Here is a 24,141-nt window from a genome sequence, read left to right on the forward strand (position 1 = left end):
GTTGGCCCCCGTGGCCGGATTTCTGCATGGATGGGCGCGCGCGGGGCGCGCCGGGCTACTCGGCGGCGCGCGCGATCTCGGCCCGCTTGCCGTGCATGACCTCGGCGGCGGCGGCGATGGCCTTGACGATGTTGTGGTAGCCCGTACAGCGGCAGAGATTGCCTTCGAGGCCCTCGCGGATCTGCTGCTCGGTCAGCCCGTCGGGGTGCTTCTTCACCAGGTCGATCGCCGACATGACCATGCCGGGGGTGCAGAAGCCGCACTGCAAGGCGTGGTACTCGCGGAAGGCTTCCTGCATCGGGTGCAGCGTGCCGTCGGCGGCAGCGAGGCCCTCGATCGTCGTGACGTTCGACCCGTTCGCCATGACCGCGAGCGTCGTGCAGGCCTTCACGCTCTCCCCGTCGATATGCACGACGCAGGCGCCGCACTGGCTGGTGTCGCAGCCGACATGCGTGCCGGTGAGGCGGAGTGTCTCCCGCAGGAGTTCCACGAGGAGGGTGCGGCCCTCCACCTCCGCCGTGTGGGTCTGGCCGTTCACGGTCAGCGTGACCTGCGGCATCTGGTGTCTCCCTGAGGCATGCGATGGATGGCCGGGCATAGGCGGCCCGGCCGTCTCACCGCAAGCCTCGCGCTCCGGAGCCCGTGACGTCAAGCATCGGGCGCTGAAAAGCGCGGTAATCCGCGGGTTGCGAATGACTCGCAACGGCTGCGCGGCCCTGCCGAGCCGGTGCTGCGGCACCGGTCCGGCGGGCGTCGCGTCAGTGCGCGATCACCGCCGCGCCGCGCGCACCGGCCAGCGGGTTCTGCGCATCCGGCAGATCATGCAGGTGGCAGGCGGCGAAATGCCCGTCCTCGGTCTGGCGCAGTTCCGGCTCATCCTTCCTGCACCGGTCGAAGGCGTAGGGGCAACGGGTGTGGAAGCGGCAGCCCGGCGGCGGGCGGATCGGGGATGGCACGTCGCCCTTGAGGATGATGCGTTCGCGCGCCGCGCCCGGTTCGGGCACCGGTACCGCGGAGAGCAGCGCCTCGGTGTAAGGGTGCTTCGGCGCGGCGAACAGGCTGCGCTTCGGCGCCACTTCCACGATCTTGCCGAGGTACATGACCGCGACGCGGTGCGTCATATGCTCGACGATCGCGAGGTCGTGGCTGATGAACAGCATCGCGAGGCCGAGTTCCTTCTGCAGGTCCTGCAGCAGGTTCACGATCTGCGCCTTCACCGATACGTCGAGGGCGGAGACCGCCTCGTCGCAGATGATCAGGTCGGGTTCGCCCGCGAGCGCGCGCGCGATGCAGATGCGCTGGCGCTGTCCGCCGGAGAATTCATGCGGCCAGCGGTTCACCGCGTCGCGCGGCAGGCGCACGCGGTCCATCAGCTCGGCGATGCGCCGGTCGAGATCGGTCCCGTCCTTCGCGAGGCCGAAATTGCGGATCGGCTCGGCCAGGATGTCGCGGACGCGCATGCGCGGATTGAGGCTGCTGAACGGGTCCTGGAAGACCACCTGCATGCGGCGACGCATCGGACGAAGCGAGCCATAGGCCATGTCGTCGATGCGCTGCCCGTCCAGCACCACCTGCCCCGCGGTGATGTCGAACAGCTTCAGGATCGCCTTGCCGACGGTGGACTTGCCGCAGCCGGACTCGCCGACCAGCGACAGCGTCTCCCCCTTCTGGATCGAGAAGGACACGCCATCCACCGCATAGACATGCCCGGTCGTGCCGCCGAAGAAGCCGCCGCGGATCGGAAAGTGCTTCTTGAGGTCGTTGACCTCGAGGATCGGGGTGCTCATGCGGCGACGGCTTCCTTGGGCGCGTAGTGGCAGGCGGCGACGTGGCCGTCGTCCTTCTCCTCCAGCGCCGGGGCGACGGCCCGGCACAGGTCGGTCGTGTAGGGGCAGCGGCTGGCGAAGACGCAGCCATCGAGCTTGCGCTTGAGGCTCGGCACCAGGCCCGGGATCTCCTGCAGCCGCGTCTCGTCGCCGGTGAGCGATGAGCCGAGCTTCGGCATCGAGCCGAGCAGCCCCTGCGTGTAGGGGTGGCGCGGGGTGCGGAACAGCTTGCCGACCGAGGCTTCCTCGACCTTGCGGCCGGCATACATGACGATGACGCGCTCCGCGACTTCGGCCACCACGCCGAGATCGTGGGTGATGATGACGATGGCGGCACCGACGGTGCGCTTCAGGTCGCGCATCAGGTCGAGAATCTGCGCCTGGATCGTCACGTCGAGCGCGGTCGTCGGCTCATCCGCGATCAGCAGCTTCGGATTGCAGGCGAGCGCGATGGCGATCATCACGCGCTGTCTCATGCCGCCCGAAAGCTGGTGAGGATATTCCTTCACCCGCCGCTGCGGCTCTGGGATTCCGACGAGCTTCAGCATCTCGACTGCGCGGGCCTCGGCCTGGGCGGCGGACATGCCCTGGTGCAGGCGCAGCGTCTCGCCGATCTGCTTGCCCACGGTCAGCACCGGGTTCAGCGAGGTCATCGGCTCCTGGAAGATCATGCTGATCTCGTTGCCGCGGATCGAGCGCATCTCCTTGTCCGACAGCTTCAGCAGGTCGCGCCCGTTGAAGCGGATGGAACCGGCGATCTTGCCCGGCGGCTCGGGGATCAGCCGCAGGATGGACATCGCGGTGACGGACTTGCCGCAGCCGGATTCACCGACGATCGCGACCGTCTCCCCCGCATTCACGTGGAAGGTCACGCCGTCGACGGCGCGGTTCACGCCGTCCTGGGCCCGGAAATGGGTCTGAAGGTTCTCGACTTCGAGCAATGCCATGCGGGTCAGAGCCTTTTCGCCATGCGCGGGTCGAGCGCGTCGCGCAGGCCGTCACCCAGCAGGTTCACGGCGAGCACGGTGATGGAGAGGAAGAGCGCGGGGAAGAAGACGATGTATGGCTTCACCTGCCACAGCGCCCTGCCCTCCGCCATGATGTTCCCCCAGGAGGGGATGATCGGCGGCGTCCCGGCGCCGATGAAGGATAGGATCGATTCCACGATCATCGCTGAGGCGCAGACATAGGTCGCCTGCACCGTCATCGGCGCAATGGTGTTGGGCAGGATGTGCCGCCAGATGATGATCGGGGTGCGCGTGCCGGCGGCGACTGCGGCATCGACATAGGGCTGTTCGCGCAGCGACAGCACGACGCCGCGCACCAGTCGCGAGACGCGCGGAATCTCGGCGACGGTGATCGCCAGGATGACGTTGCCGACCGAACCCCGCGTCAGCGCCATCAGCGCAATGGCGAGCAGGATGGACGGGATCGACATCAGCCCGTCCATGATGCGCATGATGATGCCGTCGGCCCAGCGCACGAAGCCCGAGACGACACCGATGGCAAGGCCGACGATCGAGGCGCAGATCGCGACCGCGAAGCCGACGAAGAGGGAGACGCGCGCACCGTAGATGACGCGCGAATAGACGTCGCGCCCCAGCATGTCGGTGCCGAACCAATACTGCGCCGAGGGTTCGCGCGTGCGCCGCGCCGGGGCGAGCGCCGTCGGGTCGGTGGTGCCGAGATACGGCGCGAAGATCGCCATCAGCACCATCAGCAGCAGGATGGTGCCGCCGACGGCGATGGTGGGGTTGCGATACATGAAGCCCCAGAAGCCCTTACGAGCCTTCACCGGGGGCATGATGTCCGGCATCGGCGCGGCAGCCGCGACCTTCGTCGGATCGATGGCAGGAGCGGACATCAGTAACGGATCCTCGGATCGAACAGGGTGTAGAGGAGGTCGATCGCCAGATTGACCAGCACGTAGACGAAGGAGAACAGCAGCACGACGCCCTGGATGACGGGGTAATCACGCCGCAGGATGGCATCGACGGTCAGGCGGCCGAGGCCCGGAATCGCGAAGACGCTTTCGGTGACCACCGCGCCGCCGATCAGCAGCGCAATGCCGATGCCGATGACGGTGACGATCGGCACCGCCGCGTTCTTCAGCGCATGGAGGAACAGGATCGAGCGCTGCCCTGCGCCCTTGGCGCGCGCGGTGCGGATGTAGTCCTGCTGCAGCACTTCCAGCATCGTCGCGCGCGTGATGCGCGCGATCAGCGCGATATAGACCGACCCGAGTGCCACCGCGGGCAGGATCAGGTTCTGGATCCATGGCCCGAAGCCGTTGCTGAAGGGGGTGTAGCCCTGCACCGGCAACCAATCGAGTTCGAGCGCGAAGATGTAAGCGAGCAGGTAGCCCACGACGAAGACCGGCACCGAGAAGCTCAGCACGGCGAAGCTCATCACCGCATTGTCGATCCAGGTACCGGCCTTCCAGGCCGCCACCACGCCCATCGGCACCGCGATCGTCACCGCGAGCAGCAGCGTCACGACCATCAGCGACAACGTCGGTTCGATGCGTTGCTGGATCATCAGCGACACCGGCAGGTTGGTGAAGATCGACACGCCGAGGTCGCCGCGCAGGATGCGGAACACCCACTCCCCGAAGCGCACGAGGTACGGCCGGTCGAGGCCGAGCGACTGGCGTATCCGCTCGACATCCTCGGGCGTTGCCTGGTCACCCGCGATCACCGCCGCCGGATCGCCCGGCGCGATATAGAGCAGCGAGAAGACGAAGAGCGCAACGATGGCCATCACCGGAATGGTGGCCAGCACGCGCCTGACGATATAAGCGAACATGATCGCGGGTATCCGTTCAGTGACTCAGGACTTGGACACGCCCCAGGCGAAGGGAATCGGCCCCTTCACGATGCCGGAGACGTTCCGGCGCCATGCCTGGTAGCCGAGGAAGAAGCCGGTCGGGCAATAGACCACGTTCTCGACCGCGGCGCGGTTGAGCCGGCCGATCGCCTCCCGTTCCTGCTCGAGATTCGTCGCGGCTAGCCAGTTCGGCACCTCGGCCTCGACCGACGGCACGTTCGGCCAGCCGAACCAGGCGCCGTCGCCGTTGGCGCGCACGGCGTTGTAGATCATCGGGTTGGTGGCGTCCGCGCCGGCGTGCCAGGTGTGGAACATCGACCATCCGCCCTGGTTGGGCGGATTCTTCATCGCGCGGCGCTGGCCGACCGTGCCCCAATCCGTCGCGACGAAATCGACGTTCATGCCAAGCCGCTTCAGCAGATCGGCCGTCACGTCGCCCTGCGCCTTGGTGATCGGCTGGTCCTGAGCGACGACGCAGATCACCGGCTCGTTGTTGTAGCCGGATTCGCGCAGCATCTGCCGGCCACGCTCCAGGTTCGCGGCCTTCATCATCGCGCCGCCTTCCTCGGAGTAGAGCGGCGTGCCGGGAGTGAAGAAGCCGCCCATCACCTTCCACAAATCGGCATCGTCGCCGACGAGGGCGCGCATATAGTCTTCCTGGCTCAGCGCCGTCATCACCGCCTGGCGCACCTTCAGATTGTTGAAGGGCGGGTGCAGGTGGTTCATGCGGAAGGAACCGATATTGCCCAGCGGATCGGCGATATCGACAGCGATGTTGCGGTTGCGGCGCAGGATGGGAACAAGGTCGGTGATCGGATTCTCCCACCAGTCGACCTCGCCGTTCTGCAGCGCGGCCGAGGCCGTCGCCGGATCGGGCATCACCACCCATTCCACGCGGTCGATCAGCGCACGCTTGCCGCCGGCGAGCCAGCTCGCCGGCTCGCTACGCGGCACGTACTGATCGAACTTCGCGAAGACCGCCCTCGCACCCGGCACCCACTCATTGCGCACGAAGCGGAACGGGCCTGAGCCGACATACTCGCTGATCTGGCTGAACGGGTCGGTCTTGGCGATCCGTTCCGGCATGATGAACGCCATCGGCGTCGCATTCTTGCCAAGCGCCATCTTCATCTTGGTGAAAGGCTGCTTCAGCCGCCAGCGGAAGGTGCGGTCGTCGACCGCGACCAGTTCCTCGTTCAAGGTCCGCAGCAACTGACCCATCGGGTCGCGCGGCATCCAGCGCGTCAGGGAGGCGACGACATCGACCGAGCGCACGGGCTCGCCGTCGTGGAACTTCAGCCCCTCACGCAGCCTGAACGTCCAGGTCTTGCCGTCCTGCGAGACCTCCTCGCCTTCGACCATCTGGCGCTGGGGTTCGAGCTTGTCGTCGAAGCCGTACAGCGTGTCCCACACCATGACCGAGGCGTTCCGGACGACATACTGCGTGGTCCAGATGGGGTCGAAATTCGCGAGATTCGCCTGCGGCACGAAGCGCAGGGTGCGGGCGGCAGCACCCTGGGACAGGGCGGGGGCGGCGACGCCCCCTGCCATGCCGAAGGCAGCGGCACCCGCCCCGGCCTTGAGGAACGTTCTGCGGTCCATTCACCGTCTCCCTGTTTTGCCGTCCGGTCAGGAGCCTCACCTGCCCGGTTGTCGGTCACATTGCATCATTCGCAGGCGCGCCACCAGGGTTGCCGCGGACCCGAAGGCCCCCGGCCGCCGTGGCCACGCCCCTGTGATGACAATGCTGAGCACGGCCCGTGCCAACCGGCCCGCCACCCCCGCAGATGGGTGGCGGGCCGAGCCGGTCACGACTTACCGATGTTCCAGAAGACGGTCGCCGGCGCGCGGAACACGCCGGTCACGTTCCGCCGCCAGGCCGAGGGCTGCCAGTAGTAGCCGAGCGGCACGTAGTACATCGCCTGCATCGCCTCGCGGTTCAGCGCCTCGGCGATGCGGCGGCCCTCGGCGAGGTCGCCGCCCTTCTCGACCCATTCGGCGCGCAGGCGTTCCACCTCCGGCACGTCCGGCCAGCCGAACCAGGCATTCGGCCCGTTGGCGCGCAGGAACAGGTGGAAGACCGGCAGCGTCAGCGACTGGCCGGAGGAGGTGGTGTGGATGATGCTCCAGCCGCCGCGGTCGACCGGCTCCTTGCTCGCGCGGCGCTGGATCAGCGTGCCCCAGTCGGCCGAGATGAGTTCGAGGTTCATCCCGAGCCGGCGGATGATGTCCGCCGTCATCAGCGACAGCGCGTTGATCTGCGGATAGTCGCCCGGCGCGATCAGCACCACCTTCTCGCCACTGTAGCCGGCGGCAGCGAGCGCCTGCTTCGCGCGCTCAATGTTGTGCATCTTCAGCAGATCACTGCCGACTTCGTTTGCAAGTGGCGTGTCGCAGGTGAAGACGCCCTCGCACACGCCCCAGCCGGCCGGATCGTCGCCCGCGACGGCGCGCAGGTAGTCGCGCTGGTCCACCGCCATCGCGACCGCCCGGCGGATCGCGGGGTTGTTGAAGGGCGGCTGCAGCGTGTTGAAGCGGCAGATGCCGTAGGTGCCTTCCTGAAGGCGCTGTTCGACCACCACGCCGCGGTTGCGGCGGAGCATCGGCAGCAGGTCGTGTAGCGGGTACTCCCAGTAGTCCTGCTCACCCTGCGCGATAGCGCTGGCGCTGGTCGCCGGATCGGTGATGATGGTCCATTCGATGCGGTCGATCTTCGGCACACGGCCGCCGGCGAGGCCATCGACGGCTTCCTGCCGCGGCACGTAGCGCTCGTTCTTCTCCCATACCGCGCGCTGGCCGGGGTTCCATTCGTCGCGGACGAACTTGAACGGACCGGAACCGATCGTCTCGCGGATCTGCTGGAACGCGTCGGTCTGCGCGATGCGCTCGGGCATGATGAAGCAGGGGAACTGCGTCTGGCCAAGCGCGAGCAGGATCAGCGGCGTCGGCCGGTGCAGGCGGAAGCGGAACTTCCGGTCGTCCATCGCCTCGACCGCCGCGACATTCGGCCACAGCACCTGCATGAAGGGATCGCGCCGGCGCCAACGGTCGATGGAGGCGACGCAATCCTTCGCCAGCACGCGCTCGCCATCGTGGAAGGCGAGCCCTTCGCGCAGGGTGAAGACCCAGGTCAGCCCATCCTGGGACACGTCCCAGCCTTCGACCATCTGCGGCTTGATCTCGCCCTGCGCGTCCTGCGCGCAGAGCTGGTCGTAGATCATGAAGGCGTTGTTCCGGGTGACGACCGCCGTCGTCCAGACCGGATCGAGGCTGGTTAGGTTCGCCTGCGGGATGACGCGCAGCGTGCGCGCCACCGCACCCTGCGACAGCGCGGGCGCGGCAACGCCGGCCGTCGCGATGCCCGCGCCGGCGCCGAGGAAGGTCCTGCGTTCCATGGTTCTCAGCTCCGCCGGATGTTCCAGAACAGCGCCAGACCGGGCACGCGCCCGGTCAGGTTGCGCTTGATCGCCGTGATCGAGAGGTAAGCGCCCACGGGAACGTAGGGCAGCTCATCCATCGCGACCGTTTGCATCTCGCGTGCCAGCGCCTGCTCGGCCGCGAGGTCCGGCGCGTCGAACCAGGCGTCGCGCAGTTCCTCGAGCCGCGGGATGGTCGGCCAGCCGAACCACGCGCTCGTGCCGTTGCCGCGCATCGGGTAGTGCGCCGCGGGATCGACGAAGTCGACCGAGGAGAAGGAGGTGAACAGCATCGACCAGCCGCCGCGGTCGAGCGGCTCACGCGAGGCGCGGCGCGTCACCGTGGTGCCCCAGTCCGTCAGCACGATGTCCGCGTTGAAGCCGAGCCGGCGGACCAGATCCGCACCCATCTGCGTCATCGCCGCGGGGGCCAGGATGTCGGTCGGGCCGATCAGGCGCATCGGCTGGTTGGTGTAGCCGGCCTCGCGCATCAGGGCCTTCGCGCGATCCAGGCTGCGCGGACCCATCAGCGGCGCAAGCCCGGCATCGTTCGCGAGCGGCGTACCGGGCGTGAACAGGCCGACGCCGGTGCGGAACAGCGATGCGTCGGTGCCGACCACCGCCTGCATGAATTCCTCCTGGTTGATCGCCGGGAGGATGGCCTGCCGCATCTTCTTGTCGGCGAAGGGCGGGTGCAGGTGGTTGAAGCGCAGGATACCGGTCAGCGGCAGCGGGTCGATCGCCTCGATCGAGATCTGCCGGTTGCGGCGGAGAAGCTGCTGGATCTCCGGCGGCGGCTGCTCGTACCAGTCGATCTCGCCGGTCTGCAGCGCGGCGGCGGCGGTCGCGGCATCGACGATGATGTGCCACTCGACGCGGTCCATGTAGGCGACCTTGGGGCCCGCCGTCAGGCTCGGCGTGCCGTTCGGCGTCGGCACGTAGTCGGCGAACTTCTCGTAGACGACGAGGCTGCCGGAGTTGAACTCATCCGCCTTGAACTTGAATGGGCCGGAGCCGATCGCCTCGCGCACCTGCTGGAAGGCGTCGGTCTCGGCAAGGCGCTGCGGCATGATGAAGGCCGGGCTGTTGGAAACCTGGCCCAGCGCCTTGAACAGCAGCGGGAACGGCCTCTTCAGCTTGAAGCGCACGCGGCGGTCGTCCACGACCTCGAGCGCATCGACCACGGTGGCGAGCTTCTGGCCGAACGGGTTGCGCTTCATCCAGCGGTTGATGGACGGCACCACGTCCTGCGCGCGCACCGGCTCGCCGTCGTGGAACTTCAGCCCCTGGCGCAGCGTGATGGTGACGACCTTGCCGCCGTCATCAAGCACATGGCCCTCGGCCATCTGCGGCTGCGGCGCGAAATTCGCGTCGAGGCCGTAGAGGCTGTCATAGATCATGTGACCGTGGTTGCGGGTGATGTTCGCGGTCGTCCAGATCGGGTCCAGGCTGGTGAGGTTCGCCTGCGGTACCATCTTCAACAGGCGGTTCTGCGCCGGCTGCGCAGTCGCGAATCGCGGCAGTGCGGCGGCGGCCCCCGCGGCGGCGGAGGTCCTCAGCAGGTCACGACGGTTCATTTCTTCGGCTCCCAGCCCGTTTTAGTCAGCGCGCATCTGACCAGCCCCGTGCCGGATCAGCAACCCGCGCCTCAACCCTTGTTGACGTTCCAGAACACCGGCAGGCCCTTCAGCATGCCGGAGATGCCGCGGCGATAGGCAGTCGCCTGGAAATACTGCCCGAGCGGCAGGTACGGCGCCTCACGCATCGCTTCCGCCTGGATCTGCCGGGCCACCGCCTGCTGGGCGGCAAGGTCCGGCGCGTCGAACCACTGGCCGCGCAGTTCCTCCATGCGCGGCATGGTGGGCCAGCCGAACCAGGCATCCGCGCCTGTGCCGCGCAGCGCCTGGTTGCTCGCCGGGCTCAGCATGTCGATGCCGTTCCAGGTGGTGAAGAACATGCTCCAGCCGCCCTCGGCCGGCGCGGCGCGGTTGGCGCGGCGGCGCATCAGTTCCGCCCAGGGGCCAGTGACGAGCTCGACCTCAAGGCCGACGCGGCGCAGCGTGTCCGCCCCCGTCGAGGCCAGGGCCGCGAGGGTGGGGAAATCCGTTGCCGCGAGCAGCACCACCTTCTCCCCGCCATAGCCGGCCTCGGCGATCTCGCGCTTCACCTTGTCGATGTCGCGCGCGGCTGTCAGGGCCTCGAGGGCCTCGTCGCTCGCGAAGGGCGTGTCGGGCGGGAAGATGCCGACATCGTCGCGCCAGAGGCTGCGATCCTCGCCGATCACGGCCGCCATGAACCCGCCCTGGTCGATGGCGCCGAGCAGCGCGCGGCGGATCGGCGCGCGGTCGAAGGGCGGGTGCAGGTGGTTGAAGCGGGCAATGCCCATCAGCCCTGTCGGGTCGGGAACCTCGAGCACGATGTTGCGGTCGCGGCGCAGCGCCGCTTGCAGCGTGCCGGCCGGGTTCTCCCACCAGTCGACATCGCCGGCGACCAGCGCGTCCGATGCCGCCGCGGCATCCGGCCTGACATGCCATTCGATGCGGTCCATGTGGGCGCGCTTGGGCCCGGCGGTCCAGCTCGGCACGCCATCCGCGCGCGGCACGTAGTCGGCGAAACGCTCATAGACGAGACGGCGCCCGGCCTCACGCTCATCCGGCAGGTAGCGGAACGGGCCGCTGCCGATGATCTCGGTGACCGCACGGCTCGGATCGGTCGCCGCGAGGCGCTCCGGCATGATGAAGCAGACCGGCGCGGCGGGCTTCGCCAGGGCGTGGAACAGCAGGGGAAACGGCTTCGACAGGCGCAGCACGAGAGTGCGGTCGTCAGTCGCCGTCATCTCCTCGATGCGCGGCAGCAGCACCTGGCCGAGCGGATCGCGCGCCGCCCAGCGGCGGATGGAGGCCGCGCAGTCGGCCGCGCGCACCGGCTCGCCATCGTGGAACTTCAGGCCTTCCCGCAGCCGGATCGAGACACGCCGGCCATCCGCGTCGACGGTGTGGCCTTCGGCCATCTGCGGCTCGGGCGCATAGTCCTGATTGAAGCCGTACAGCGTGTCCCACACCGCGTAGCCATGGGTTCGCGTTGCCGTCGCCGTCGTGACGATCGGGTCGAGCACCGTCGGCTCCGCCTGCGGCACGAACTTCAGGACGCGGGGCGCGGCGGCTGTCCCCTGCCCCAGTGCGGGGCGCCGCGGCATCGCGCCGAGCAGGGCTGCCCCCGTGCCGGCAATCAGGTGACGTCGCTGCATCCGTACCTCTCGACTGGCGAGGCGGCGTTCTGGGCGCATCGCCGCCCGCGGCGCAAGGGGCCGCGGCACCGGCTCGTGCCACGGCATGAATCTCCGGCCATGACCGGCGGCGGTCAGCCGCGGCGGATGTTCCAGAACAGCGGCGGCTGGCCCTTCAGCATGCCGGTCAGGTTCCGGCGATAGGCGGTCGGCTGGTAGTACATGCCGACCGGCACATAGGGCACCTGGTCGAAGGCGATGCGCTGCATCTCGGCCGTCGCGGCCTTGGCGGCGGCCTCGTCCGGCGCATCGAACCAGGCGTTGCGCTGGGCCTCGATCGCCGGGATGGTCGGCCAGCCGGGCCAAGCGGCGTCGCCATGGCCGCGGATCGAAGCATGGCTCGCCGGGTTCCAGTGGTCTACGCCCGACCAGAAGGTGAAGAAGCCGGACCAGCCGCCCTGTTCCAGCGGGTTCTTGCTGGCGCGGCGCTGCACCACCGTGCCCCAGTCGGCGCTGACCAGATCGACGTCGAAGCCCATCCGGCGGAACAGGTCCGCGCCGACCAGCGTCGCCGCGTTGATTGAGGCGAGGTCGGTCGCGTTCATCAGCACCATCTTCGCGCCCATCGCGCCGGCCGCCTGCAATTCGGCGCGCGCGGCGTCGATCGACTTCTTCAGCCGGTCGAGCCCCCCGGTCGAGGCGGAGGGCGAGGTCGGCGCGAAGAAGCCGATCTGGTCCCGCTTCAGCGACTGGTAGCCCGGGACGGTGGCATCCCCGATCACCGCCGTCATGAAGTCCATCTGGTCGATGGCTGTGATCACGGCACGCCGCACCGCAGGATTGTCGAACGGCTTGGTCAGGTGGTTCGGGCGGAAGATGCCGATCAGGCCAGTGCCGTTGATGACATCGACCGCGACGTTGCGGTTGCGTGCGACAAGCGGGAACAGGTCGGCCGTCGGCTGTTCCCACCAGTCGATCTCGCCCGATTGCAGCGCGGCAGCGGCCGTCGAGGCATCGGGGATGATGCGCCATTCGACGCGGTCGAAATGCGCGACCTTCGGCCCGGCGGTCATCGAGGGTGTCCCGTTCGGCACGGGGACGTAGTCCGCGTTGCGGGCGTAGACGACGGTCGAGCCCGGCACCCATTCGTTCTGCACGAAGCGGAACGGGCCCGAGCCGACCGCCTCGCTCAGATTCGTGAAGGGATCAACATTCGCCAGCCGCTCCGGCATGATGAACAGGCAGGACGTCGTGACCTTCGAAAAGGCCTCGAGCATCTTCGTGAAGGGCCGGTTCAGCTTGATGGTGAAGACCCGGTCGCTGTCCTCGGTCATGTCGGCGACGCGCGCCAGCAATTCCTGCCCGAAGGCGTCGCGCCGGCCCCAGCGCCTGATGGAAGCGATGCAGTCGCGCCCGCGCACCGGCGTGCCGTCATGGAACTTCAGCCCCTCGCGCAGCGTGAAGCGCCACAGCAGGCCGTCATTCTCGACCACATGGCCCTGCGCCATCTGCGGCACGGGCTCGAAGCGTTCGTTCATGCCGTAGAGCTGGTCGAACACCAGGAAGGCGTGGTCGCGGGCGACGAAGGCCGTGTTGGTGAAGGGGTCGATGTTCGGCAGGTTCGCGTGCGGGACGTATTTCAGCACGCGCTGCGCGGCCGGCTGGGCGATGGCGAAACGCGGCAGCGAGGCGGCGGTCATGCCGGCCGCGGCGCCGGCCAGCAGGTCGCGTCGAAACATCCGGATGATCTCCAGTTCGGTGAAGCCCGCCGCGAGCCTAGAGCAGATGGGGGCGCTGTGGAATTACCGGATCGTCGCCGGAAGGACCTTGCGGAGCGCATTCCCTGCGCTTGCCGATCGGTAAGCCGCTGGGCAAACCCTGCCCGCCGCCGTAAACCGCCGACATGGTGGAAATCCCCATCCTCGGGCCGGTGCTGGCGCGCTCACTCGGCCCCGCACGGGCTGCGGTGGCGCAGGAATTCCTGCGCTTCGGCGTGGTCGGGACCATCGGCTTCGTGGTCGATACCGCGGTGCTCTATGGCATGGTGGCGCTGGGGGCCGGGCTTTATCTCGGCCGCGCCGTCTCCTACGTCGCCGCGGCGACGGCGACCTGGGGCCTGAACCGCATCTGGACATTCCGTGGGCGCGGCAGCGGGCCGGTGCACCGGCAATGGGCGCTGTTCGTGGCGGTGAACCTGATAGGCTTCACCCTGAACTACGGGACCTACGCGCTGCTGGTCGCGACCATGCCCGTTGTCGCAGCCAATCCGATCCTGGGCGTCGCGGCCGGGTCGATCGCCGGCATGTTCACCAACTTCGTGCTGTCGCGCCGCCTGGTGTTTCGCGGCTAGGTCGGACGGCGGGGATCGCCTCAGCCCGATCGCATCATCCCCAGCAGCGTGACGAAGAAGGCCCCGAAGGCCAATTGCAATCCCAGCACCATGCAGGTCACCGAGGCGATCGCCAGCCGCATCGTGCCCATGCCGACCAGCGTCCCGAAGTGTTGCGACCCCCACATGGCCACTGACACGACACCCAGCGCGAGCCCGATCAGAACCAGCAGCCCGGCGACGATCAGCGCCGGCTCCAGCCCGAAACGATCGAGCAGCGCGGCCAGGCGCCTGCTCTCCGGCACCACGCCCTGCTGGGCGCCATGGATGCGCGCGAAGGCCCAGAACTGCACCGCCTGGAAGCCCATGATCATCGCCCCGGCGCCGTACAGCATCGTGTGCACATCGATGGTGACGCTGCCGAGCCGCACTGGCCCGGGCAGCAGAAGCAGCATCGCGACCAGCCCGGTCAGGAACAGCGCCGCACCCGGATAGAGGAACAGCCAGCGCGGGCAGAACACCAGCAGGAAGCGCAGGTGACGCCAGCCATCCCGCCAGGACCGCAGGTGCGGCGGGCGGGACCGCCCGTCGGGCGAGAGCGTCGTCGGCACCTCGGTGATGCGGAGCCCCTGGATCGTGGCCTTCACGACCATCTCGGAGGCGAACTCCATGCCCGGTGCCCGCAGGTCGAGCGCCCGGATCGCGTCGCGGTTGAAGCCGCGCAAGCCGCAATGGAAGTCCCGGACCGGCGCGTCGAAGAACAGCCGCCCGATCGTCGAGAGCACCGGATTGCCGAGATAGCGGTGCAGCGGCGGCATGGCGCCGGGCCGGATGCCCCCGCGGAAGCGGTTCCCCATAACCAGGTCGCATCCGTCCCGCAGTTCGGCGACGAAGGGTTCGAGGGTCGCGAAGTCATAGGAATCGTCGCTGTCGCCCATGATGACGAAGCGCCCGCGCGCCGCCGCGATGCCGGCGATCAGTGCCGCGCCATAGCCGCGCATCGCGACCGGCACGACCCGCGCCCCGAGCCTTTCGGCAATCGCCTGGCTGCCATCCGTGCTGCCGTTGTCGGCGATCAGCACCTCCCCGACGACGCCGCTGCGCGCTAGATAGCTCATCGCTTTGCCGATGCAGGCGCCGATCGTCTCGGCCTCGTTCAGACAAGGCATGAGGATGGTCAGTTCGACGGCGGCAGCGGAGTCCAGGCCCAGGGCACCCTGCGCTTTGGTCAGTTCCATGGGTCGCTCCCCCCTGCCCCTGCGCCAATCCTTATCAGAACCGCCGCGTTAGCCGGCAACGGAATATGATACGTTTTCGATATGTCCACATCGCCTGTCATGCATTCAAGCGCTTTTTTCCGGCGGCCGTCTGCATTAGGGAAGCCTTCGCTGCACGATGACAAACGATATGTCGATGCATGGCACCGCCCACCGGGCCGCTGCCGTGCCACCAGGCCCGGGGCGTTCCGGGCCGCACCGACAGGCAAAGGCGATGCATAATGGCCGTTGATACGAGGGGCCTGCTGGGCGAGAGCAGGCCCGCCGAGACGCCGCTTGCGCGCGCTGTCGCGGCGTGCCGCGCGCAGTTCGTCGCCGTGGGCGTGTTCTCGGGCGTGGTCAACGGCCTGCAACTGACCGTCTCGCTGTACATGATGCAGGTGTTCGACCGCGTGCTGTCCACGCGCAACCTGAACACGCTGCTCTACCTCACATTGATCGCCATTGCCGCGGTCGGGCTGCTGGCGCTGCTCGAGGCCGCGCGGTCGCGCATCATGCAGCGCGTCGGCGCCTGGGTGGAGGAGAGCGTCGCCCCCGAGGGCTTCGCCCGCGCGGTGGAAAGCCAGTTGCGCGGACGGCCCTACCGGATGGAGGCGCTTCGCGACCTCGGCGTCTGCCGCGGCTTCATCGGCTCGGCGGGGGCGCTCGCCCTCTATGACGTGCCCTGGGTGCCGATCTACCTGCTGGTCATCTTCATCCTGCATCCGCTGCTCGGGCTCGTCGCGCTGATCGGGGCCGTGCTGCTGTTCGGCCTGACTATCCTCAATGAATTCGCGACCTCGAAGTTGCTGCGGGATGCCAATACGGCCGCGATGGTGTCGCAGCGGCGGGCGGATTCGATCGTCCGCAATGCCGAGGTGATCGACAGCATGGGCATGCTGCCGGCCGTCATGGCGCGCTGGCGGATCGGCGTCGCCGAGATGTCTGTGCCGATGAACCGGGCGATGGACCGTGCGGCGCCGCTGCTGGCGATGACCAAGTTCTTCCGCCTCGCCGTGCAGATCGCGATCCTCGGCATCGGCGCTTATCTGGTGCTGGGGCAGGAACTGACGGCGGGTGCGTCGATCGCGGCCTCGATCATCATGGGCCGCGCCCTCGCCCCGGTGGAACAGCTCATCGGCGGCTGGAAGCAACTGGTGCAGGCGCGCCAGTGCTGGAAGCGGCTGCAGGCCTTCCTCGTGCAGCCCCGTCTGCGCCCGCCGGGCCTCGCTTTGCCGGAACCGACAGGCCGGCTGGCGGTCGAGCGCGTCACCTACGGCTTTCCCGGCACCAACGTCGCCGTGGTGAAGGGCGTGGCCTTCGCCCTGGAAGCCGGGGAGAGCCTCGCGGTGATCGGCCCGTCCGCGGCCGGCAAGACGACGCTGATCCGGCTGCTGACCGGCACGCTGCAGCCGCTTTCGGGTGCCGTGCGGCTCGACGGCGCGGATGTCTACACCTGGCAGCGCGAGGATTTCGGCCGCCATGTCGGCTACATGCCGCAGGATGTCGAACTGTTCGACGGCACCATCCTCGATAACATCGCCCGCATGGCCGAAGCGCCGGTCGAGGCGGTGTACGAGGCCGCGAAGCTCGCCGGGGCGCATGAGATGATCCTGCGCCTGCCGAAGGGCTACGAAACCGCGATCGGCGACGGCGGCCAGCATCTGTCGGGTGGCCAGCGCCAGCAGGTGGGCCTCGCCCGCGCCATGTTCGGCAACCCGAAGTTCATCGTGCTCGACGAGCCGAACTCCAACCTCGACGGCGATTCCGAGGCTGCGCTGCTGCGCGCCCTGCACGAATTGCGGCGGCGCGGCGTGACGGTGGTCCTCGTCTCCCACCGCCCCGTGCTGGTGCAGGGGGTGGAGAAGGTCCTCCTGATGCGCGACGGCGCCGTCGAGATGTTCGGCCCACGCGCCGAGGTGCTGAAGACAATCATGAAGCCAGCCCAGCCCACCCCCATCCCCGCGCCGGCCGGGCGCCCCCAAGGCAGGGAGGCACAGGCATGAGCGAACCCGCCCCGGCCCTGCCGCCGCCCGCCGCCAACCAGGAGCACCAGGTGGTGCCGCATCGCGAGCGGCTGCCATCGGTCAACCTTGCGCCCCCCGCGGCGCCGCCGGTCGCGGCGCGGCCCCGCACCCGCGGCACGACGCTGTTCGGCATCGCCGCCATCGTGATCTTCTTCGGCAGCTTCGCCGCCTGGTCGGCCCTCGCCCCGCTGTCGGAGGCCGCGATCGCGCCCGGCATGATCAAGGTCGAGGGCACGCGGCGCACCATCCAACACCTGGAAGGCGGGATCGTGCGCGAGATCATGGTGCGGGACGGCGACCGCGTCCGCGCCGGGCAGGTATTGATCCGCCTGGACGATATCCGCGCCGGGTCCGATCTCGAGACGCTGCGCAGCCAGCGCTGGGCGCTGTTGGCGCAGGATGCGCGCCTGGCGGCCGAGCTCGACGACAGCACCAGCATCCGGTTCCCCACCGCCCTGCGCAATGCGAACGAGCCGCGCGCGGAAGACGCCATGCTGGGCCAGACGGCGGTGTTCGAGGCGCGCCGCGCCGCCCTGACCAGCCAGGTCGCGGTGCAGGAGGCACGGATCGGCCAGCAGGAAGCCGTGACTGCCGGCGCCACGGGCCAGCTTCGCGCGCAGCGCCAGCAGCTCGAGCTGATCCGCCAGGAGGAAGCGATGACCCGCACCCTGGTCCAGCAGGGGCTCCAGCGCCTGCCGACACTGCTCGCCCTGCAGCGCTCCGCCGCCGCGCTGGAAGGCCAGGGGGAGGATCTGCGCGGCCAGCTCGAACGCGCCGCGCAGACGATGACCGAGGCGCGCAGCACCATCGCGAGCATCGTCGGCCAACGCCGGGAGGAAGCCGCGGGAGAACAGCGCGAGATCCGCGTTCGGCTCGCGGAAGTCGAGGAGAAGCTGCGCGCCGCCCAGGACGTCGCGGTGCGGCGGGACATCGTCGCGCCCGAGGACGGCACCGTGCTGAACCTGCGCCTGTTCACCGTGGGCGCCGTGGTGCGGCCGGGCGACCCGGTGATGGACCTGGTGCCCACCCAGGACCGGCTGATCGCCGAGGTGAACATCCAGCCGAACGATATCGACGTCGTCCATGTCGGGTTGCAGGCTGAGGTCCGGCTGCCGGCCTTCAAGCAGCGGCTGGTGCCGTATCTTCACGGACATGTCACCTTCGTCGCGCAGGACGTGACAACGGACGAACGCACGCGGCAGACCTATTATCGGGCGCATATCCTGATCGATCAGGAGCAACTCGCCCGCACGGAAGGGGTACAGCTGGTGCCGGGCATGCCGGTCGAGGCGATGATCCAGATCGGCGAGCGTTCCTTCCTGCGCTATATCACCCAGCCGGTTCGCGATAGCTTCACCCGCGCCTTCCGCGAGCAGTAGATAGAAGGGATTCCCAAAGCATGGCTGAACTCCGCCCCACCATCTTCGCCGACGGCGTGGTCGAGGCCCAGGTGGCCCATGGCGTTGCCCGCGTGACCCTCGCCGTGACCGGTTCCGACGGCAAGGCGCAGCCCTGCGCGACGCTGTGCGTGCCGGTGACGCAACTGCCCGCCATGGTGAACGGCATGGGCAACCTGCTGAAGCAGATCGAGGACAAGGTTCGCGCCCAGGTGGCCCAACAGGCGACGAACGCCGCGGCAGCGGCCACCGGCGCGGCGCCGGCGGCCGAGAGCGCGCCCCCGTCGGGCGCCTTCCGCTTCGATAGCTGAGCACGTGTCGGGAGGGGCGATGCCCCTCCCGCTCACTGGTCGAGCGACTTCGTCTTCCGGTCCGCCCAGGCCTTGCCGGCGTCGCCGCCCCAGAGCAGCCAGGCGATGAAGCCGGCCGAGGGGTCGGTGTCCGAATCCCATCGATGGGTCTTCGTCTGCTTGTCGACGGCATGGCGCGCGAAGAAGCTGTGCATCGACTTCACGTCCTTTGCCGCAAGCTCCTGCCTGTCGATCAGTTGCTGCGCGCGCCGGACGCCCACCTCCGTGCCGCCGCGGCCGAATTTTTCCCGCAGGCGCAGGCCGCGCCGCGCGGCTGAGGCCATCTGCATGGTCGGGCGGAAGATCTCCTCGGGCATCGCGGTCACTCCCGCGTCAGCGCCGGGGGCTTGTGGGCGGCGCGGCCGCCCTCCTCCGTTTCCACGATAAATTGCGGATCCTCGTCCGAGGCGGCGATGGTGTGGCCCTTGATCCGGGTCCGCTCGGTGACCTTCGCCACGACCTTGCCATGGGCCTCGCCGCCGTGGCTTTTCCACCGGACGTGGTCGCCGCGCTTCAGTGCCTTCGCCATGGTGCTCGCTCCTCTGCCGGTCACGGATCAACGCGGCAGCGAGGCGGCCGTTCCGTCCTGAGGACGTCGCTCCTGCCGACGTGACGGCGGCAATGGGTCAGCGATCGCCGTAGCCCTGCGGATGCGCTTCCCGCCACTGCCAGGCGGTGCGGACGATGTCCTCCAGGCTGCCGAGGTGCGGCGCCCAGCCGGTCTCGGCCCGCAGCCGGTCGGAGGCCGCGACCAGCACGGCGGGATCGCCGGCGCGGCGCGGGCCGATGCTGTGCGGCACCGGCCGGCCGCCGACGCGCTCGACGGCCGCGATGACCTCCTTCACCGAGGCGCCTTTGCCGCTGCCGATGTTGTAGCGGCAGGAGCCATGCGTCTCGAGCCGCGCGAGCGCGGCGAGATGCGCCGCCGCCAGGTCCGTGACATGGACGTAGTCCCGGATGCAGGTGCCGTCGGGCGTCGCATAGTCATCCCCGAAGACCGTCAGCGCCGGGCGCCGGCCGAGCGCGGCGTCGATGGCGAGCGGCACGAGATGCGTCTCGGGGTCGTGATCCTCCCCCGCCCGGCCCTGCGGGTCCGAACCGGCCGCGTTGAAGTAGCGCAGCGCCGCGTAGCGCAGCCCATGGAGGCGGGCCGCCCATTCCAGCCCTTCCTCGACCATGCGCTTGCTGTCGCCATAGGGGTTGGATGGCGCGATGCGGCAATCCTCGTCGATCGGCACGCGGTCCGGATCGCCGAACAACGCGGCGGTCGAGGACAGGACAAAGCGCTGGCATCCCGCCTTGATCGCGGCCTCGGCGAGGCGCAGCGAATGGCCGACATTCTCGGCGATGTAGTGCAGCGGGTCGCGCATCGAGGCGCCCACGATCGACAGCGCGGCGAAATGCAGCACGGCGTCGAAGCGCCAGGTCGCGAAGACCTCCGCGACGCGCTTCGCGTCGGCGAGCTCGGCCTCCACCAGCGTCGCCGCCTCGGGCACCGCGGCGCGATGGCCCTGCGAGAGGTTGTCGAGCACGACGACCTCATCCCCGCGATCGAGCAGGGCGAGCACGACGTGGCTGCCGACGAAGCCGGCGCCGCCGGTGACGAGGTAACGGGCCAAGGCAATCCTCCGGCGCGCGGTCACGGAATGGTGGGCGTTTTCGCCCGATCACGATCTGCTTTAGCAATCGGGCATGGGCAAGGCACTTCTCGGATTCCTGGCGGCGCTGCTGGCACAGGGCGCCGCCATGGCGCAGGACATCTCGCGGGCCGAAAGCTGGGGAGCGGTGGCGACCCCCTCCCCCGGGCCGGTGCGCGTCATCGGCAGCACCGGCCTCGGCTGCATCGCCGGCGCGGTCGAGCTGCCGAACCAGGGGCCGGGCTGGCAATCGGTGCGTATCTCCCGCAACCGCCACTGGGGGCATCCCGCCATGGTGGGTTGGGTCCAGGCCTTTGCCGGCCGGGCACGCGCCGAGGGCTTCCCGGACCTGTGGATCGGGGACCTGTCCCAGCCGCGGGGCGGGCCGATGACCTTCGGCCACGCCAGCCACCAGGCCGGCATCGACGCCGACATCTGGCTGGACGTGAACCCCAAGCCCCTGCTGCCCGCGGCGCAGCGCGAACGCATCCCGGAAGTCTCGCTGGTGCTGCCGGGTGGATCGGCGGTGGACCCGGCCCGGTTCACCGACCGGCATGTCGCGCTGATCCGGCTGGCGGCGCAGATGCCGGGGCTGGACCGGCTGCTGGTGAATGCGGCGATCAAGCAGGAACTCTGCCGGCGCCATCGCGGCGAGCCCTGGCTTCGCCGCGTGCGCCCCTGGCGCGGGCATGACGCCCATATGCACATCCGCCTGCCCTGCCCAGCGGACCAGCCGGAATGCCGCGGCATCGCCCCGCCGCCACCGGGCGATGGGTGCGACGCGACGCTCGCCTGGTGGTTCACGGAGGAAGCGCGACGGCCACCGCCCCGGCGGGTCGGGCCACGGCCGGTGATGCCCGTGGCCTGCGCCGGGGTCCTGACGGCGCGGTAGCGGCAGCCCCGGCGGCAGTCGCCGGCCGGCGCGGGCGATCTATGGCTTCAGCCGGTATCCGGTGCGGAACATCCACCACAGCACCCCGAGACACAGCGCCATGAAGCCCGTCATGAAGGCGAGGCTCGCGACCAGGCTGACATCCCCAACCCCGTGAAAGCTCCAGCGGAATCCGCTGACCAGGTAGACCACGGGATTGAACAGGCTGATGGTCCGCCACGGTTCCGACAGCATGTCGATCGAGTAGAACGCACCGCCCAGGAAGGTCAGCGGCGTCACAACCAGGGACGGCACGATGGCGAGCTGCTCGAAGCTCCGCGCCCAGATGCCGATGATGAAGCCGAACAGGCTGAAGGCGACGGAGGTGATGACGAGGAAGGCCACCATCCAGACCGGATGGAGGATCTCGACCCGCACGAAGAAGGTCGCGGTCAGCAGGATGATGAGGCCGATGCCGATGGATTTGGTCGCGGCCGCCCCGACATAGGCGAGCACGGCTTCGAAAGCCGAGAGCGGCGCGGAGAGAAGCTCGAACAGCGTGCCGGTGAATTTCGGGAAGTAGATGGCGATGGAGGCGTTCGAGATGCTCTGCGTGAGGATGGTCAGCATCATCAGGCCGGGCACGATGAAGGCGCCGTAGTCGACGCCGCCGAGCTGCTGCATGTGCGACCCGATGGCCGCGCCGAACACGATGAAGTACAGCGCCGTCGTGATCACCGGCGTGATGATGCTCTGCCAGATGGTGCGGAACGCCCGCTGCATCTCGGTGCGGTAGATGGCCCAGATGCCGTGGTAGTTGATGCCGGTCATCGCGCGGGCTCCAGCAGGCTGATGAAGATCTCCTCGAGCGAGCTTCGCTCGGTGTCGAGATCCTTGAAGTCGATGCCGAGTTCGCCGAGCCGCTTCAGCAGCCCCGGCACGCCGGTGCCCTCGGCATTGGCGTCGAAGGTATAGAGCAGCTGCTGCCCATCGGCCTGAAGCTCGAGCGGCCAGCCGGCGAGCTCGGGCGGGATCGCCGCCATCGGATGCTGCAGCACGAGCGTAAGGCGGCGCTTGCCCAGCTTCTCCATCAGCGTCGTCATGTCCTCGACCAGGAGAATGCGCCCCTTTTCGATGACGCCGACGCGGTCGGCCATGTCCTCGGCTTCCTCGATGTAGTGCGTGGTCAGGACGATGGTGACACCCTTGTCGCGCAGCCGGCGGACCAGCGCCCACATGTCGCGGCGGAGGTTCACGTCGACGCCGGCCGTGGGTTCATCGAGGAACAGCAGTTCGGGCTCGTGGCTCAAGGCCTTTGCGATCATCACGCGCCGCTTCATACCGCCCGACAGCTCGATGACCTTGCTGTTGCGCTTCTCCCACAGCGACAGATCGCGCAGGATCTGCTCGAGATAGGCGGGATCGGGCGAGCGACCGAACAGGCCGCGGCTGAAAACGACCGTGTTCCAGACGGTCGAGAAGATATCCAGCGCGATCTCCTGCGGCACCAGGCCGATGATGGAGCGCGCCGCGCGGAAATCCGTCACAACATCGTGGCCGCCGACGAGAACCTTGCCCGACGTCATCGTGACGGTGCCGCAGATGATGCTGATGAGGGTCGTCTTGCCGGCGCCGTTCGGACCGAGCAGCGCGAAGATCTCGCCCCGACGGACCTCCAGATCGACGCCGCCGAGGGCCGTCAGACCGGAATCGTAGTGTTTCTCGAGACCGGCAACAGACAGTATGGGTGGCATTGCCTCGACTCTCATGACCATCCGGCAGGCATACCAGCGGACAGCCATTGATGCAGCAGCACGACAGGTCCTTGTGAGAGGCGCGGCGTTCACCGGCCCCGGCGCGCTGACACGGAACCGCAATCAAAACGTCATACGTCCGACGTCGAGAGCAGCTACGCAACGGCCCCGCCGACCGCTTGGAGCCGTCCCCTATGCGCTGCCTTGCCCTCCTCGCCCTGGCCCTCGCGAGCCTGCTGCCCGCGGCCGCCGAGGCGCAGCAGCGCACCCGCCTGATGGTCTACACTGCGCTAGAAAACGAGCAGCTCCAGCCCTTCAAGCAGGCGGCCGAGGCCGCGCTGCGGGACATCGAGATCGCCTGGGTGCGCGACAGCACCGGCGTCATCACCGCCCGGCTGATCGCCGAGCGCGCCAATCCGCGTGCCGATGTGGTCTGGGGTCTGTCCGTCTTCTCCATCCTGCAGATGGAGGGACTCGAGATGCTCGAGCCCTACACGCCGGTCGGCGCCGACGCGCTGCGGCCTTCCATGCGGTCCGACCGCAACCCGATGACCTGGACGGGGATGGACGCCTTCGTCTCGGCCATCTGCTTCAACACGGCGGTGGCGCAGCAGCGCAACCTGCCGCGGCCGAGCACCTGGGAAGACCTGCTGAACCCGGCCTTCCGTGGCCAGATCGCGATGCCGAACCCGAATTCCTCGGGCACCGGCTTCCTGACCCTGGCGGGCTGGATCAGCCGCCGCGGGGAGGCCGGCGCCTGGGACTTCATGACGCGTCTGCACGACAACATCCAGCAGTACACGCATTCCGGCTCCTCGCCCTGCAACAACGCGGCGCGCGGCGAGTTCGGCGTCGGCATCTCGCTCGACATGCGCGCCGTGACGCTGCGCAACCAGGGCGCGCCGATCGAGATCATCGTGCCGACCGACGGCGTCGGCTTCGACCTCGAGGCCACGGCGATCATGCGCGGCACCCGCAACCTCGCCGCGGCCCGGCGCCTCGCCGATTTCGCGGTGTCGCGCCCGGCGATGGAGGTCTATGGCCGCTACTATGCGCTGCTCGCCCTGCCGGGCGTCGAACCCACGGTGCGCGGCTACCCGGCGGCCTTCGCCGAGCGGCTCGTGGACGCCGATTTCCGCGCCATCGCGCAGGAACGGGACCGGCTGCTGCGCGACTGGGCGGCGCGGTTCGACGGCAAGTCGGCGCCGCGGAACTGACGCGACCGG

The 24,141-nt window shown here is 68.7% G+C and carries 22 protein-coding genes; 6 read left to right on the top strand and 16 right to left on the bottom strand.

What is annotated here, in order from left to right; all coding sequences use genetic code 11:
- Nucleotides 1-55 precede the first annotated feature (55 nt).
- From GXW78_RS07965 to GXW78_RS08010, 10 genes are all read right to left on the bottom strand, one after another.
- On the bottom strand, nucleotides 56-559 hold the full coding sequence (locus GXW78_RS07965; RefSeq protein WP_211867661.1) for a (2Fe-2S)-binding protein: 504 nt from the start codon (nucleotides 557-559) through the stop codon (nucleotides 56-58).
- 199 nt (nucleotides 560-758) lie between these two features.
- Complete coding sequence (locus tag GXW78_RS07970; protein ID WP_211867662.1) at nucleotides 759-1,787, bottom strand: ABC transporter ATP-binding protein; 1,029 nt, start codon at nucleotides 1,785-1,787, stop codon at nucleotides 759-761.
- Nucleotides 1,784-2,773: an ABC transporter ATP-binding protein gene (locus GXW78_RS07975; RefSeq protein WP_211867663.1), complete on the bottom strand. Its 990-nt coding sequence runs from the start codon at nucleotides 2,771-2,773 to the stop codon at nucleotides 1,784-1,786. Before GXW78_RS07975 ends, GXW78_RS07970 begins: the two co-directional genes overlap by 4 nt.
- 5 nt (nucleotides 2,774-2,778) lie before the next feature.
- Nucleotides 2,779-3,690 carry an ABC transporter permease gene (locus GXW78_RS07980; RefSeq protein WP_211867664.1) on the bottom strand — a complete coding sequence of 304 codons (912 nt, stop codon included), beginning with the start codon at nucleotides 3,688-3,690 and terminating at the stop codon, nucleotides 2,779-2,781.
- Nucleotides 3,690-4,631, bottom strand: coding sequence for an ABC transporter permease (locus GXW78_RS07985; RefSeq protein ID WP_211867666.1), 942 nt, complete (start codon nucleotides 4,629-4,631; stop codon nucleotides 3,690-3,692). Before GXW78_RS07985 ends, GXW78_RS07980 begins: the two co-directional genes overlap by 1 nt.
- 24 nt (nucleotides 4,632-4,655) lie before the next feature.
- Nucleotides 4,656-6,254 carry an ABC transporter substrate-binding protein gene (locus GXW78_RS07990; protein WP_211867668.1) on the bottom strand — a complete coding sequence of 533 codons (1,599 nt, stop codon included), beginning with the start codon at nucleotides 6,252-6,254 and terminating at the stop codon, nucleotides 4,656-4,658.
- A 206-nt stretch (nucleotides 6,255-6,460) separates the two neighbouring features.
- Entirely contained in the window at nucleotides 6,461-8,047 is a 1,587-nt protein-coding gene (locus GXW78_RS07995; RefSeq protein ID WP_211867670.1) for an ABC transporter substrate-binding protein, read from the bottom strand.
- 5 nt (nucleotides 8,048-8,052) lie between these two features.
- Entirely contained in the window at nucleotides 8,053-9,645 is a 1,593-nt protein-coding gene (locus tag GXW78_RS08000) for an ABC transporter substrate-binding protein (protein WP_211867672.1), read from the bottom strand.
- A 71-nt stretch (nucleotides 9,646-9,716) separates the two neighbouring features.
- The gene (locus GXW78_RS08005) at nucleotides 9,717-11,315 is read right to left on the bottom strand and encodes an ABC transporter substrate-binding protein (RefSeq protein WP_211867674.1); all 1,599 of its coding nucleotides are present in this window, start codon (nucleotides 11,313-11,315) and stop codon (nucleotides 9,717-9,719) included.
- Between the two features lie 113 nt (nucleotides 11,316-11,428).
- Nucleotides 11,429-13,033 carry an ABC transporter substrate-binding protein gene (locus GXW78_RS08010; RefSeq protein ID WP_211867676.1) on the bottom strand — a complete coding sequence of 535 codons (1,605 nt, stop codon included), beginning with the start codon at nucleotides 13,031-13,033 and terminating at the stop codon, nucleotides 11,429-11,431.
- 164 nt (nucleotides 13,034-13,197) lie between these two features.
- On the opposite strand from GXW78_RS08010, the gene GXW78_RS08015 reads away from it, so the two are divergent.
- On the top strand, nucleotides 13,198-13,644 hold the full coding sequence (locus GXW78_RS08015; protein ID WP_211867678.1) for a GtrA family protein: 447 nt from the start codon (nucleotides 13,198-13,200) through the stop codon (nucleotides 13,642-13,644).
- Between the two features lie 20 nt (nucleotides 13,645-13,664).
- Here the strand turns inward: GXW78_RS08015 and GXW78_RS08020 are convergent, their stop codons facing one another.
- Nucleotides 13,665-14,861, bottom strand: a complete 1,197-nt coding sequence (locus GXW78_RS08020; RefSeq protein WP_211867680.1) for a glycosyltransferase family 2 protein — start codon at nucleotides 14,859-14,861, stop codon at nucleotides 13,665-13,667.
- 260 nt (nucleotides 14,862-15,121) lie between these two features.
- Here GXW78_RS08020 and GXW78_RS08025 point away from each other — a divergent pair, with 260 nt between their 5' ends.
- The 3 genes from GXW78_RS08025 to GXW78_RS08035 are packed head-to-tail and all read left to right on the top strand — an operon-like array spanning nucleotide 15,122 to nucleotide 18,614.
- On the top strand, nucleotides 15,122-16,885 hold the full coding sequence (locus tag GXW78_RS08025) for a type I secretion system permease/ATPase (protein WP_211867682.1): 1,764 nt from the start codon (nucleotides 15,122-15,124) through the stop codon (nucleotides 16,883-16,885).
- Nucleotides 16,882-18,285: an HlyD family type I secretion periplasmic adaptor subunit gene (locus GXW78_RS08030; RefSeq protein WP_211867684.1), complete on the top strand. Its 1,404-nt coding sequence runs from the start codon at nucleotides 16,882-16,884 to the stop codon at nucleotides 18,283-18,285. Before GXW78_RS08025 ends, GXW78_RS08030 begins: the two co-directional genes overlap by 4 nt.
- A 20-nt stretch (nucleotides 18,286-18,305) precedes the next feature.
- Nucleotides 18,306-18,614, top strand: a complete 309-nt coding sequence (locus GXW78_RS08035; protein ID WP_211867686.1) for a hypothetical protein — start codon at nucleotides 18,306-18,308, stop codon at nucleotides 18,612-18,614.
- Between the two features lie 32 nt (nucleotides 18,615-18,646).
- On the opposite strand, the gene GXW78_RS08040 is transcribed toward GXW78_RS08035, so the two are convergent.
- The 3 genes from GXW78_RS08040 to galE all read right to left on the bottom strand — a co-directional run bounded on the left by GXW78_RS08040 (nucleotide 18,647) and on the right by galE (nucleotide 20,272).
- Nucleotides 18,647-18,970, bottom strand: coding sequence for a hypothetical protein (locus GXW78_RS08040; protein ID WP_211867688.1), 324 nt, complete (start codon nucleotides 18,968-18,970; stop codon nucleotides 18,647-18,649).
- A 5-nt stretch (nucleotides 18,971-18,975) separates the two neighbouring features.
- Complete coding sequence (locus GXW78_RS08045) at nucleotides 18,976-19,182, bottom strand: hypervirulence associated TUDOR domain-containing protein (protein ID WP_211867690.1); 207 nt, start codon at nucleotides 19,180-19,182, stop codon at nucleotides 18,976-18,978.
- Between the two features lie 97 nt (nucleotides 19,183-19,279).
- Nucleotides 19,280-20,272 carry a UDP-glucose 4-epimerase GalE gene (galE, locus tag GXW78_RS08050; protein WP_211867692.1) on the bottom strand — a complete coding sequence of 331 codons (993 nt, stop codon included), beginning with the start codon at nucleotides 20,270-20,272 and terminating at the stop codon, nucleotides 19,280-19,282.
- Between the two features lie 73 nt (nucleotides 20,273-20,345).
- On the opposite strand from galE, the gene mepA reads away from it, so the two are divergent.
- A complete protein-coding gene (gene mepA / locus GXW78_RS08055; protein WP_211867694.1) occupies nucleotides 20,346-21,182 on the top strand; it encodes a penicillin-insensitive murein endopeptidase in 837 nt (278 codons plus the stop codon).
- Between the two features lie 39 nt (nucleotides 21,183-21,221).
- Here mepA and GXW78_RS08060 read toward each other — a convergent pair whose 3' ends face one another.
- Nucleotides 21,222-21,992, bottom strand: coding sequence for an ABC transporter permease (locus GXW78_RS08060; RefSeq protein WP_211867696.1), 771 nt, complete (start codon nucleotides 21,990-21,992; stop codon nucleotides 21,222-21,224).
- Entirely contained in the window at nucleotides 21,989-22,915 is a 927-nt protein-coding gene (locus tag GXW78_RS08065) for an ABC transporter ATP-binding protein (protein ID WP_211867697.1), read from the bottom strand. Before GXW78_RS08065 ends, GXW78_RS08060 begins: the two co-directional genes overlap by 4 nt.
- 194 nt (nucleotides 22,916-23,109) lie before the next feature.
- On the opposite strand from GXW78_RS08065, the gene GXW78_RS08070 reads away from it, so the two are divergent.
- Nucleotides 23,110-24,132, top strand: coding sequence for a putative 2-aminoethylphosphonate ABC transporter substrate-binding protein (locus GXW78_RS08070; protein WP_211867699.1), 1,023 nt, complete (start codon nucleotides 23,110-23,112; stop codon nucleotides 24,130-24,132).
- Nucleotides 24,133-24,141 lie beyond the last annotated feature (9 nt).

Source organism: Neoroseomonas terrae (genome assembly GCF_018129025.1).
Classification (GTDB): Bacteria; Pseudomonadota; Alphaproteobacteria; order Acetobacterales; family Acetobacteraceae; genus Neoroseomonas; species Neoroseomonas terrae.

Coding starts and splice junctions, on each gene's coding strand:
- GXW78_RS08060 (WP_211867696.1), bottom strand. CDS start 21,992: ATGACCGGCATCAACTACCACGGCATCTGGGCCATCTACCGCACCGAG.
- GXW78_RS07990 (WP_211867668.1), bottom strand. CDS start 6,254: ATGGACCGCAGAACGTTCCTCAAGGCCGGGGCGGGTGCCGCTGCCTTC.
- GXW78_RS08025 (WP_211867682.1), top strand. CDS start 15,122: ATGGCCGTTGATACGAGGGGCCTGCTGGGCGAGAGCAGGCCCGCCGAG.
- GXW78_RS07985 (WP_211867666.1), bottom strand. CDS start 4,631: ATGTTCGCTTATATCGTCAGGCGCGTGCTGGCCACCATTCCGGTGATG.
- GXW78_RS07975 (WP_211867663.1), bottom strand. CDS start 2,773: ATGGCATTGCTCGAAGTCGAGAACCTTCAGACCCATTTCCGGGCCCAG.
- GXW78_RS08070 (WP_211867699.1), top strand. CDS start 23,110: ATGCGCTGCCTTGCCCTCCTCGCCCTGGCCCTCGCGAGCCTGCTGCCC.
- GXW78_RS08040 (WP_211867688.1), bottom strand. CDS start 18,970: ATGCCCGAGGAGATCTTCCGCCCGACCATGCAGATGGCCTCAGCCGCG.
- GXW78_RS08010 (WP_211867676.1), bottom strand. CDS start 13,033: ATGTTTCGACGCGACCTGCTGGCCGGCGCCGCGGCCGGCATGACCGCC.
- GXW78_RS08020 (WP_211867680.1), bottom strand. CDS start 14,861: ATGGAACTGACCAAAGCGCAGGGTGCCCTGGGCCTGGACTCCGCTGCC.
- GXW78_RS08065 (WP_211867697.1), bottom strand. CDS start 22,915: ATGCCACCCATACTGTCTGTTGCCGGTCTCGAGAAACACTACGATTCC.
- GXW78_RS08030 (WP_211867684.1), top strand. CDS start 16,882: ATGAGCGAACCCGCCCCGGCCCTGCCGCCGCCCGCCGCCAACCAGGAG.
- GXW78_RS08005 (WP_211867674.1), bottom strand. CDS start 11,315: ATGCAGCGACGTCACCTGATTGCCGGCACGGGGGCAGCCCTGCTCGGC.
- GXW78_RS08000 (WP_211867672.1), bottom strand. CDS start 9,645: ATGAACCGTCGTGACCTGCTGAGGACCTCCGCCGCCGCGGGGGCCGCC.
- GXW78_RS07980 (WP_211867664.1), bottom strand. CDS start 3,690: ATGTCCGCTCCTGCCATCGATCCGACGAAGGTCGCGGCTGCCGCGCCG.
- GXW78_RS07995 (WP_211867670.1), bottom strand. CDS start 8,047: ATGGAACGCAGGACCTTCCTCGGCGCCGGCGCGGGCATCGCGACGGCC.
- GXW78_RS08045 (WP_211867690.1), bottom strand. CDS start 19,182: ATGGCGAAGGCACTGAAGCGCGGCGACCACGTCCGGTGGAAAAGCCAC.
- GXW78_RS08015 (WP_211867678.1), top strand. CDS start 13,198: ATGGTGGAAATCCCCATCCTCGGGCCGGTGCTGGCGCGCTCACTCGGC.
- GXW78_RS08035 (WP_211867686.1), top strand. CDS start 18,306: ATGGCTGAACTCCGCCCCACCATCTTCGCCGACGGCGTGGTCGAGGCC.
- GXW78_RS07970 (WP_211867662.1), bottom strand. CDS start 1,787: ATGAGCACCCCGATCCTCGAGGTCAACGACCTCAAGAAGCACTTTCCG.
- GXW78_RS07965 (WP_211867661.1), bottom strand. CDS start 559: ATGCCGCAGGTCACGCTGACCGTGAACGGCCAGACCCACACGGCGGAG.
- mepA (WP_211867694.1), top strand. CDS start 20,346: ATGGGCAAGGCACTTCTCGGATTCCTGGCGGCGCTGCTGGCACAGGGC.